Origin of the sequence: Pauljensenia sp. UMB0895 (genome assembly GCF_030218905.1) — a bacterium.
GTDB lineage: Bacteria > Actinomycetota > Actinomycetes > Actinomycetales > Actinomycetaceae > Pauljensenia > Pauljensenia turicensis_A.
Window position 1 is genome coordinate 157717 of record NZ_JASOQR010000004.1, and the last position, 10608, is coordinate 168324.

General features: G+C 59.0%; 9 protein-coding genes. 3 read left to right on the plus strand and 6 right to left on the minus strand.

Annotated elements, in window-relative coordinates:
- Positions 1-11: 11 nt before the first annotated feature.
- Positions 12-986 carry an aldose epimerase family protein gene (locus tag QP503_RS03865; RefSeq protein ID WP_179370069.1) on the minus strand — a complete coding sequence of 325 codons (975 nt, stop codon included), beginning with the start codon at positions 984-986 and terminating at the stop codon, positions 12-14.
- Positions 987-1147: 161 nt separating this feature from the next.
- Between QP503_RS03865 and QP503_RS03870 the strand changes: the two genes are divergently transcribed.
- Positions 1148-2254, plus strand: coding sequence for a glycerate kinase (locus QP503_RS03870; RefSeq protein ID WP_285101259.1), 1107 nt, complete (start codon positions 1148-1150; stop codon positions 2252-2254).
- Positions 2255-2383: 129 nt separating this feature from the next.
- On the opposite strand, the gene QP503_RS03875 is transcribed toward QP503_RS03870, so the two are convergent.
- The 5 genes from QP503_RS03875 to QP503_RS03895 all read right to left on the minus strand — a co-directional run bounded on the left by QP503_RS03875 (position 2384) and on the right by QP503_RS03895 (position 9077).
- On the minus strand, positions 2384-3994 hold the full coding sequence (locus QP503_RS03875) for an MFS transporter (RefSeq protein WP_285101261.1): 1611 nt from the start codon (positions 3992-3994) through the stop codon (positions 2384-2386).
- A 464-nt stretch (positions 3995-4458) separates the two neighbouring features.
- Positions 4459-6141: an NAD(P)-binding protein gene (locus QP503_RS03880; protein ID WP_285101265.1), complete on the minus strand. Its 1683-nt coding sequence runs from the start codon at positions 6139-6141 to the stop codon at positions 4459-4461.
- Positions 6101-7222 (minus strand): thiamine pyrophosphate-dependent enzyme, encoded by a 1122-nt coding sequence (locus QP503_RS03885; protein WP_103632895.1) that lies wholly within the window; start codon positions 7220-7222, stop codon positions 6101-6103. Before QP503_RS03885 ends, QP503_RS03880 begins: the two co-directional genes overlap by 41 nt.
- Positions 7223-7234: 12 nt before the next feature.
- The gene (gene porA, locus QP503_RS03890; RefSeq protein WP_103632896.1) at positions 7235-8494 is read right to left on the minus strand and encodes a pyruvate ferredoxin oxidoreductase; all 1260 of its coding nucleotides are present in this window, start codon (positions 8492-8494) and stop codon (positions 7235-7237) included.
- The gene (locus QP503_RS03895) at positions 8487-9077 is read right to left on the minus strand and encodes a 2-oxoacid:acceptor oxidoreductase family protein (RefSeq protein ID WP_103632897.1); all 591 of its coding nucleotides are present in this window, start codon (positions 9075-9077) and stop codon (positions 8487-8489) included. The genes porA and QP503_RS03895 overlap by 8 nt, the downstream gene beginning before the upstream one ends.
- 386 nt (positions 9078-9463) lie before the next feature.
- On the opposite strand from QP503_RS03895, the gene QP503_RS03900 reads away from it, so the two are divergent.
- Together QP503_RS03900 and QP503_RS03905 are read left to right on the plus strand one after the other, a co-directional pair.
- On the plus strand, positions 9464-9928 hold the full coding sequence (locus QP503_RS03900) for a RidA family protein (RefSeq protein ID WP_103632898.1): 465 nt from the start codon (positions 9464-9466) through the stop codon (positions 9926-9928).
- Positions 9929-9998: 70 nt separating this feature from the next.
- Entirely contained in the window at positions 9999-10571 is a 573-nt protein-coding gene (locus QP503_RS03905) for a DUF2249 domain-containing protein (RefSeq protein ID WP_502929449.1), read from the plus strand.
- The last annotated feature ends 37 nt before the right edge of the window (positions 10572-10608 follow it).

Here is a 10608-nt window from a genome sequence, read left to right on the forward strand (position 1 = left end):
ATTACTAGGCCTCAGATGCGCTCGGCACTGATGCGGTGAGTAATCGTGTAGGTCTGACCTGCCTTTAAATCGATCGCGGTGGCATATCCGGCTTCCGTCAGAGGGCTGGTCGCTGCTGAAACGCCTTCACCGAAGTCGAATGCCGAGGTAATCGGTTCGACGCCTAGACAGAGGTTGGTTCCTCCCCACGGAGCACCCTTACGACCATGGTTGGAGATCCAGAACATGACGTTATTCAACAGGGTGCGATCCCATTCAAGGGTGGCCTTGTATCCTTCAGCATCGTTGACCAAGGTGACTCGCCCGTCCTTGGGACCCGCGGTCAGAACGATTTCGTCAACCTCTTCGGTGAGGGGAAGGCGAGTCAGATCGATCGTGCCACCGTCGGCTCGAGGTGCCTTGGCAAGGTCGCTGAAACGCGCACCACGTTCAAGAACCGTCGTTCCCGAGTCGGCTGGGAAAGCCCAGAACCCATCGGCTTCGCCGAGCTCGATGTGAGCATCTCCGGTGTTCTTAGGAAGACGGAAGATGGGATGTAGACCAAGTGGCAGACGAGCATCGGTGCGCATGATGATTGAGTCTTCGAATTCAACAGCACCTTCAACGCAGGTCACGCGACGTTCCACGCGCTTTACCGGGTCGTCGTCGGCGTAGTTCAGGCTGAGTAGGGCAGAGTCGGCTTCCAGCGCCTCGACATTCCAACGCAGGTTTGCGGAGGGGCCGTGAATCCAGGGGCTGGCACCGTTGTGACCGTTACGCCATCCCTCGGGCAGTTCTTCGGCAGTTTCGGGTGCGGCGCCGAAAGGGACGCAGAGGAAGTCGCCACGAAGCTTGTCCAAAATTGGGGCCTCGGGGAAACCTTCCCACGTGGCAACGTATGAGGGAGTGAACTCTTTATCCGTTCCTGCCTCGAAAAGTGCGGTCGTCATCGCGCCCTGAATTTGGATAGTTGCGCGAACCTTACCGGTGCCGATCGAAACGCTCATCTGGACTCCTTTGTCAGTTTTCTTTAGGGCAGTTCCTGTTCTTAGCCTAGTCAATTCCGCTCTCAAAACAGGCAATACGCGTTATTGTTAGTTGTTAACAGTAATGATGCTGTTTGTCCGTACTACCCCAGTGCTGGCACCTGCTCACCCAAGGAAACGCCGTGAAATTTATCCTCGCACCCGACTCTTTCAAAGAGAACATGACTGCATTGGAAGCAGTAACGGCAATGGAAAAGGGAATCCATGACGTGTACCCCGATGCCGATTGCGTGCGCGTCCCCATGTCCGACGGCGGTGAAGGCTTCATTGAAGCCGTTGCAACCGCGTGGGGAGCTCGCCGAATCACGGCCGACAGCGTGGATGCCCTGGGCAGACCGATTCAATCCGAATACGCGCTCGCGGACGGTCGGGCCGTCCTTGATGTTGCGTCGTGTGCGGGAATTGAACTGGTCGCTCCCCACGAACGTAATGTCGTCGAATCCAATACTGCTGGCCTCGGCATGATCATTCGCGACGCCCTATCGCGTGGCGCACACGAACTGTTGATCGGAATCGGTGGGTCCGCCACAAATGACGCTGGCATTGGAATGCTTGTTGAGCTCGGTGCTCGTCTTCTCGATGCGAATGGTGCAGAGCTTGCCCCGAAGCTAGAAAACCTCGCCCAAGTAGCGAGCGTTGACACGTCTGCCTTGGGTGCGTTGCTGGACGGAGTGAGCGTCAAGGTCGCTTGCGACGTGACCAACCCGCTGAACGGGCCTGAAGGCGCCACTGCAGTCTTTGGCCCGCAAAAGGGAGTCCAGCCCGAACAGGTCGAATTCTTCGACTCCCTCCATCTGCATTTCGCCACCGCCAGTGGTCACGGAGACGACGCGCTTCTGCCGGGCTCGGGCGCTGCGGGTGGCCTTGGGTTTGCGCTACGTGCCTTCCTCCATGCGGAGTTGACGCCTGGAATTGACCTTGTCGCCGACGCGGTCGGATTAGCCGATGCAGTGCAGGGAGCCGACTGGGTGTTCACAGGCGAAGGCTCGGTCGACTCTCAGACGATCAACGGCAAGACCCCCGCTGGCGTCACAGCCATCGCGCGCGCCGCCGGTGTCCCCGTCATGGTCTTCGCTGGCCGAATTAAAGAAGGTGCTGAAATCCTTCTTGAGCACGGCGTTTCCAAGATCGTGAAGGTCGGCGATCCGGCTGAGTCGCTCGAAGAAGCACTGAAGAACGGTCAAAAGAACCTGCGCGCCGCGGTTGCGAGTGCGTTGAACGCTGAGTAATTCGGGCTTCGTAAGGAGTACGACTAAGTAGAGATCCCGGCCTCGTGAATAGGTACGAGGCCGGGATCTTCTGCCATCTTTCACCTCGGATCTGGCCCGAGTGACGAGGTTGAAAGTACTGGTGGGAGCTCAGTAGCCGTGTTCGAGCGCGAATTCTTCCTCGAAGTCTTCCAATGAAACGCCCTTTGTTTCGGGCACGATGTAAATGTAGAAGAGCAGGGAAATCACGTTGATGGCACCGAAGACCGCGTAGGTTTTCGCAGCTCCCAAATGGGCGATCATCACCGGGAATACCCAGGTAACAACCGCGTTCATCAGCCAGCCACACCCGACCGCGAAGCCTTGGGCGACGCCACGGATGCGGGCGGGGAAGATCTCGGATACGAGAACCCAGTTGACCGTGCCCGACTGCTTCGCAAACACGAACAGGGACACCAGAATGACGACCAGCCAGGGCAGGAAGACAGGGATCGTCGAATCGATGGTGCCATCAAGGCGCGTGTACGGGGTGATGCCGACGGCGAATACGATAGCCAGAGAGAACAGGAAGAACGTCACGCCGCTCTCCTGGTAAATACCGACGGTACGACGCTTCAGGCGTGCGACCAGCCAGAGGCCAAAAGCGGCGCCGATCGTGGCGACCGCGCCCGTAATGACGTTGATCGTGATGGCATCGGCGGACGAGAAACCGGCGGCATGCAGGATCTTCGGCAGGTAGTACATTGCCGTGTTGATGCCGGTCAGCTGGTCGAAACACGCCAGCCCGATACCGATGAACACCAAGCGACGTGTCCACTTCACCTTGAAGGTGCGATGCAATGACCAGTGACCTTCTTCATCGATTTTTTGGTGAAGATCGATCATCTGGCGAACTTCAGAGGCGACGTCATCGTGTTCGGGGTTACGGATGCGCTTCAGTGAGCCGATGGCTTCGGCGTAGTGGAGGTTCGCGGCGTACCAGCGTCCAGATTCGGGCATCATGCGCATACCGATCCAGAGGGCGATCGCCGGGATCGTAGCCAGGACAAGCATCCACCGCCAGGCTGAACCGTTGCCGTCCGAAACGGCGAGGTTCGCGACCTGAGATGCCTGATCCCACGAGTACCAGGAGCCGGCATTGAGCGTGCCTGTTGCATCCGACGCGACCTGCACCTGCGGGCCACCGTGGGCGCGCGAGAGCATTGCGTTCATCGAGTAGGCGAGCAGTTGACCAAAGACGATCATGAACTGGTCAAGCGCGACCAGCTGACCCCGTACGCGCGTGGGCGCAGATTCGGACAGGTAAATCGGGACGGTTGCCGAGGCCCCGCCGACCGCCCAGCCGAGGATGAAGCGGAAGAAATACAGTATCCAAACGTTCGGTGACAGAGTGCAACCGAGTGTGCCGATCACGAAGATGGCGGCGAGGATCAGAATGTTGTGGCGGCGTCCGTAGCGGTCAGAGAGACGACCGCCGATGATTGCGCCGAAGGCTGCACCGATTGCAAGGAATGCGCCGACTAGGCCTTCTTCGAACTCGTTGATTGTAAGGCCACCCGCGTCGGTGGGCATATACATGTAGGGCAAGGCGCCGGCGATGACGCCGGTGTCGTAGCCGAAGAGTAGGGATCCAAAAGTGGCGATTGTCGCCAGTAGCGCGATTTTGCGCGGTTTACCGGATGCTGGCGTGTTCTCAACCAGCGTGCGGAGTTCAGCTTCGGAAAGATGAGCGTTCTTCCCGTGATGAGCGCTTGAAGTCATATCCCTATCTTGCATGAATGAACACGCTAAATCAGCTGACCTGCGCATACTTCCGGGAAAGAATGGGGTAGCCACGCGTTGTTTTCGCCCGGTTTCATGGCTAGGGGGTGATTGCAATTTGGTTTCTACATGGTTGGGTTCAGAATTTTTATATCGGTGATCATCGCCGATCTCGAAAATGGTTTCATCCGTTTTTAGGGCGATGGGGGGGGTATCTTCTCAATCGCTCCTTTCAAGAGGTAGATCGCCCACGGGAAACGGGTGGCGTCATTGAAGGCTCCTTTCATGAGTGGTTGTTCTCCATGCACTGGGGGCGCGCCATAGGCGCGCCCCCAGTGTTGTGTCAGGCATTTTCCCCCCTTGAATTCTCCTCTTGGAAAGAAGTGGCAACTATTGGAAGGGGAGTGGAAAACAATGACTGTTAGCCGATGACAAGCGGTGACCAAACGGTATGGATCGCAGTGTTATACCTGCTCAGGCACCATTGAGATCGCGCCACATGGGCATTCTTCAGCACACACACCGCAACCCTTGCAGTAGTCGTACTTGAACTCGTACGTGCCGGGCTTGATTTTCGTGATCGCATTGTCCGGGCAGACGCCGAAGCAGTTGTCGCATCCGAAGCAGTTGCCACACGACATGCAACGACGTGCCTCGAAGACAGCTGATTCTTCATCCAGACCCTGAACGACCTCGTCGAACGTGGAGGCGCGACGAGGCCCTTCAAGCTTTTCGCGCACCTGGTGTGGTGCGTCCGAGTAATACCAAGTGGTCATGCGGCTCAACGATGCATCGCCGGGCTTTTTGGTCGGCGTGTATGTGGCGCCTCGTAGATAGGCGTCAATGTAGCGCGATGCCTTCTTGCCGTGGCCGATCGCGACCGTGACCGTGCGTTCGGAAGGAACCATGTCGCCACCAGCGAAAACGCCCTGGATGCCGGTCATCATCTGATCGTTAACGGTGACGACACCATCTTTGATTTCGATGTCGGCCACATTTTCAATCAGCGACAGATCCGCCTCCTGGCCCAGAGCCATGATCAGCGAATCGGCGCCGAGTTCCTCGAACTCGCCGGTCGGCTTCGGGAAGCCACTTTCGTCCAGCTCCATCTTCTCGATCGTCAGCTTCTCGCCGTCAACATGCTTCACGGTCGAGAGCCAGCGCATCATGATGCCCTCTTCCTCGGCCTCGGCAACTTCCATGTCGTGAGCGGGCATGCGGTCGCGGGTACGGCGGTAGACGATGATTGCCTCGCTGGCACCCAGGCGCTTCGCCGTGCGGGCAACGTCGACAGCCGTGTTGCCGCCACCGTAGACGACGACTCGACGGCCGAGCATCGGCTTCTCACCGGTTTCGACGTCTTCAAGAACCGAGACGGCATCCATGATCTTCGCCGATTCACCGGCGGGAATGTAGGCGCGCTTACCGATGTGAGCGCCGACAGCCAAGAAGATCGCGTCCCAATTGCCGACCTCGTCGTCAATGTTCTCCACCTTCGCATTGAACTCGAAAGTGACGCCCATGTCTTCGATGCGCTTGATTTCTGCTTCGAGGATGTGACGAGGCAACCGGTAGGACGGGATCCCGAAACGCATCATGCCACCGGCCATCGGGCCCGCTTCCTTGATATGCACGCGGTGGCCAGCCATGCGCAGATGGTAGGCAGCCGACAAACCGGAGGGGCCGGCACCAACGATCAGCACGGACTTCCCCGAATCGGGAGCGGTCACCGGAACCGTCCACCCTTCAGCGATTGCCTTGTCGCCAAGGAAGCGCTCGATCGCGTTAATACCAACGGCCTCGTCAATCTGCACACGGTTGCATGCGGTCTGGCACGGGTGGTAGCAGACGCGACCCATCGTTGCCGGTAGCGGGTTGTTGACCATGATTTCACGCCATGCGCCCTCGTAGTCGCCTTCTTCAGCGTGGTAGAGCCACTGCTGAATGTTCTCGCCAGCGGGGCATGCGACGTTACACGGAGGAAGAAGGTTAACGTACACGGGGCGTTCAGTGCGCCATGAACCGGTTTCGTTTGCCAGCGACGACCCCACATTCAGTGTGATCGCGAAGGGCTGAGTTTCCATCGTCATTGTGTGGTCCTCTTCCTTACTCGGCGGTCTCGTCGTCTGCGAAGCGACCCTCGGGATCTTCGGGTGCGCGCAGGACGCGGTCGAGAACGTCTTCGTCCAGTTGATCTGCGTCGATCAAGCCGTAGCGACGGATATTTCGGTCAGCAATCGCCTGCAGGCGTGCAAGAGTTTCAGGATCGCCCCCGCCCTTGAACAGGTGGGCGAAGCGACGTTGCGGGCGCAGGTACTCTTCGACGGGAGCGGGACGGCGGATTTTTGTCACCGACGTGATTTCGCCACCCTCTGCTTCGAAGACGGGGAAGAGTCCCGTTTGCGTTGCCAGTCGTGCGAGTTTCACGGTGATATTCGAGGCCGCGCCCCAGCCGAGTGGGCAGGGGACGAGGACATGAATGTAGCGGGCACCGTGGTAGCTCATCGCCTTGTTGACTTTGTATTCCAGGTCGCGAAGGTCAGCGACCGTGGCCGTGGCAACGTAGGGAATCTCGTGTGCCATGGCGATGCGAGCCATGTCTTTGCCCTGACCGAAACGGTTGCCGGGGTGCTTGCCGACCGGCTGGGTCGTGGCCGTGCGGGCGGTCGGCGGGGTCGCGCCGGAACGCTGAACGCCCGTGTTCATGTACGCCTCGTTGTCGTAGCAGATGTAGAGGACGTCGTCGTTACGTTCGAACATGCCCGACAGGCAACCCATGCCGATATCGACCGTGCCACCGTCACCGCCCTGAGCGATGACTCGAGTCTGCTTGCCCTTGGCTCGCAGGCCAGCGGCAGCGCCTGCCGCAACGGCAGGAGCATTACCGAACAGGGAGTGCAGCCACGGCAGGGTCCAGGCCGACTCGGGGTAGGGGGTTGAGAAAACCTCGAGGCACCCGGTTGCGTTCACCGTGACAAGGTCACCGTGAGCTGCAACCGCCGCCGTATCAAGCGCGTAGCGAGCACCCAGTGCCTCGCCACACCCCTGACAGGCGCGGTGGCCAGACGTCAGCGTATTGAGACGGTTCGGATCGGACTGAACCGAACGGTAGTCCTCATCAGCAAGTCGGTTGCCCACCGCGTAGGAGCCAACCTGATAAAACTTCACGTGCTCGCGAGCAGGGATCTGCGTCGCGCCAACACCGGGAATACCAAGTTCAACAGCCATCAGTTATCCCTCTCAATTCCCTAGAGCCGCGTCGGTGCGGGCCTTCGAATCACGCATGATGTTCTCTGCGGTCGGGCCGCTTCGGCGCGTGGCGTTTTCGCGTGCGAGCTCGGCGTCCACCAGCTCGTGATCCAGATCCAAGAACGTCTGCGCGGGTAGCGTGCCCGCTTCCAAGTCGTTCAGCATCGAGTGGAGTGATGCCTTCGTGATCGGGCGACCACCCAGGCCAGCGATGACCTCGTAGTTGTCGATGCCCATCCCGCGCACGGCTGAACGGCAGTGCGACGACACTATGCCACCGATACCAACGGAGAAGGCTTTCTCGATGTTCACGAAACGCTTGGCGTTCTTCAGGGCCTCGCGCACCGCGTCGATCGGGAATGGGCGGAAACTCGTGATGCCCAGAACGCCGATCTTTTCGCCGCGCTCGCGGCGTTCATCGACGACATCCTTGATGGTGCCCAGCACGGAGCCCATTGACACGATGATCGTCTCGGCCTCATCCAAACGGTAGGGGCGAACCAGACCGCCCGAATCACGTCCGAAGATTTCGGCGAATTCCTTTTGGACCTGCGGGATGAGTTCCAGCGCCTGCATCTGGCGATGGTGAGCGAGGTAGCGCACCTCGGTGTAGGCCTCGGGACCGACCATTGCACCGATCGATACCGGATGTGCCGGATCGAGGACCTGACGCGGTTCATAGTCGGGCAGGAACCTCTTGACCTGCTCTGCTTCGGGAACGTCCACGATCTCCATCGCGTGGGTCAAGATGAAGCCATCCATGCAGACCATGACCGGGATGGAGAGCTCTTCGGCGATACGGAACGCCTGAATGTGCAGGTCAGCAGCCTCTTGGTTCGTCTCGGCATAGAGCTGTAGCCAACCGGAATCGCGTTGGCTCATCGCGTCCGTGTGGTCGTTCCAAATGTTGATCGGAGCGCCGATTGCGCGGTTTGCGACGGTCATGACGATTGGCAGGCCAAGGCCGGCAGCGTTGTACACCGCTTCGACCATGAACAGCAGGCCCTGCGATGCGGTTGCCGTGTAGGTGCGTGCGCCAACGGCGGAAGCACCGATGCAGGCGCTCATTGCGCCGAACTCGGACTCAACGTTCAGGTACTCGCATCCCGTCAGGTTGCCCTTCTTCACCAGCGCGGAGAGGGCCTCGACGATGTGCGTTTGTGGACTGATCGGGTAGGCAGCGATCACTTCGGGCGAGCAAGCTGCGACAGCCTTTGCGATTGCCTGCGATCCTTCGATTTGTTCACGCATCAGCGCCCTCCTTCATGTTTGCGCGCTCAGCGTTCACCTGGTCGTATGCGGCGGTCGCGGCGTTAACGTTTGCTTCGCCAACCTTGCCGGGGAATCGCTTGCGGATTGCGTCGGTGACGGAATCCAGGGCAATCAAGCCGGTCAGTGCCGCGACTCCGCCGAGCATGACCGCGTTCGGAAGTGGCCTGCCCACGTGTTCGCGGGCAATGTCGAATGCGGGGATCGTGATCGCATGCCCCTTGGGCAAAGAATTCACGAGGTCCATCAGACCGAGCTCTTCAAATGATTTTGTCGAGTTTAAAAGCACGTAGCCTTCAGGCTTCAAGCCGGCGAACACGTCCATCACCGACAACAGCGTCGGATCCTGAACGACGATGACGTCAGGCTCGAGCACCGGCTCGCGCGTACGGATCTCCTTGTCGGTGATCCTGCAGAAGGATACAACGGGTGCGCCGGTACGTTCTGAACCGAAGGACGGGAAAGCTTGCGTGTGGTGTCCGTCTGTAAAAGCAGCCATTGCTAACAGGTCGGATGCCGTGACGACTCCCTGTCCTCCTCGACCGTGGATTCTCACTTCAACCATGTCTTCGACCGTAGGTTGATTGTCAACAATTTGTGTGAGCCCTGAAAAAGTCGCGTAATAGCGCTGTTTATACGTGTCGAAAGGTGAGATTGTTAGTGACGGGCGACATAAAAACGTGCAACCGAAGTGTCGTAAAATGATGAGTGGTGCCACATCACATCAATTGGCCCTAATGCCTATGTGAACCCTATGTTCTCCACAGCGTGCCGACCTTGTCGCCACATTCCTTGGAGTGAACATTGGTGTCCTCGCAGTGACGATCGTCCTCGCGCGGTCGCGGACGATGGCAAAGGCGCCTAACCTGGAAGGGAATCGGCGTTGCTCGACACTAAGGAGCGGGCAGACGCCTGCGACGAATATGATCAGCGAAAACTGAAAGGACAGTCATGAGCCTGCCATCTGAAAAACTTGCCGAACTTGGCCTGGAACTTCCGCCCGTCGCAACTCCTGTTGCCGCATACGTGCCAGCCGTCCTTGACCGCGGTGTTATCCGCACCTCGGGTCAGCTCCCTGTTGTTGACGGTGAACCCGTTTGCATCGGTGCAGTCGGTGAGGATGCAACTGACCCCGAAGATGCCAAGGATGCCGCACGCGTCTGCGCGCTCAATGCGATCGCGGCAGCCGCGACGTTGGCGGGTGGCGTCGACAACCTCGCAGGTGTCGTCAAGGTTGTTGGCTTCGTGTCGTCGCGTCCTGACTTCTACGGCCAGGCCGGCGTCATCAATGGTGCGTCTGAACTATTCGCTGAAATCTTCGGCACCGCACACGCGCGTTCTGCATTCGGTGTTGCGGCCCTGCCGTTGAACGTATCCGTCGAGGTCGAAGCAGAATTCGCGCTCCGCGAAGACTGATCTGCTCGCGCTGAAATGGCGCGGAAATCCTATATTGAGCGGGTACCCCCATAGGGTATATTTCGAGTTAATGACTCAAGCTTTTGGAGGAAAAATGGCCGACGCCCTACCCGAGGTAGCGCCCTCGCAGAACCATCAGACATTCAAGCTCGTTGACGCGCGAACCGGCACCGAAGACGTGAAGTCCGAAGGCGGCTGTGGCTGTGGCGGCCACGGAAACGGTGGAGGATGCGGTGGCAAGGGTCGTGGCCACGAGGTCCCCGTTGAAGAAACCGCGTCCGGTTGTGGCTGTGGTGGACACGGTCATAAGGCTGAAGAGGCAAAGCCGGAAGGCGGTTGTGGTTGCGGTGGTAAGGGACATGGCCGCGGAGGTCATGGACACGGCCATCACGGTCACGGACACTGTGGCCATGGTGCGGGCGTTGAAGAACTCGTTCTTCACTCGATCCCGAAGGTCGTTCGTCGCGCAGCCTTGTTCGCGGCAATGGATTCTCTGCCGGTAGGCGAAAACATCCAGATCTGCGCTCCGCATCAGCCTGACCCGCTGTTTGCTCACCTGCAGGGCTCCGAGTCTCACTACCGTGTCGAGACCATCGAAGCGGGCCCGGAAAACTGGCGCTACCGCGTCACGCGTATTTCCTGATCATTCACTCACTTTGGGGTGCGTCGCGATCCGCGAC

Excerpts from the sequence above, each read along its gene's own strand:
- QP503_RS03865 (WP_179370069.1), bottom strand. The coding sequence starts at position 986 with ATGAGCGTTTCGATCGGCACCGGTAAGGTTCGCGCAACTATCCAAATT.
- QP503_RS03875 (WP_285101261.1), bottom strand. The coding sequence starts at position 3,994 with ATGACTTCAAGCGCTCATCACGGGAAGAACGCTCATCTTTCCGAAGCT.
- QP503_RS03885 (WP_103632895.1), bottom strand. The coding sequence starts at position 7,222 with ATGGCTGTTGAACTTGGTATTCCCGGTGTTGGCGCGACGCAGATCCCT.
- porA (WP_103632896.1), bottom strand. The coding sequence starts at position 8,494 with ATGCGTGAACAAATCGAAGGATCGCAGGCAATCGCAAAGGCTGTCGCA.
- QP503_RS03895 (WP_103632897.1), bottom strand. The coding sequence starts at position 9,077 with ATGGTTGAAGTGAGAATCCACGGTCGAGGAGGACAGGGAGTCGTCACG.
- QP503_RS03900 (WP_103632898.1), top strand. The coding sequence starts at position 9,464 with ATGAGCCTGCCATCTGAAAAACTTGCCGAACTTGGCCTGGAACTTCCG.
- QP503_RS03905 (WP_502929449.1), top strand. The coding sequence starts at position 9,999 with ATGACTCAAGCTTTTGGAGGAAAAATGGCCGACGCCCTACCCGAGGTA.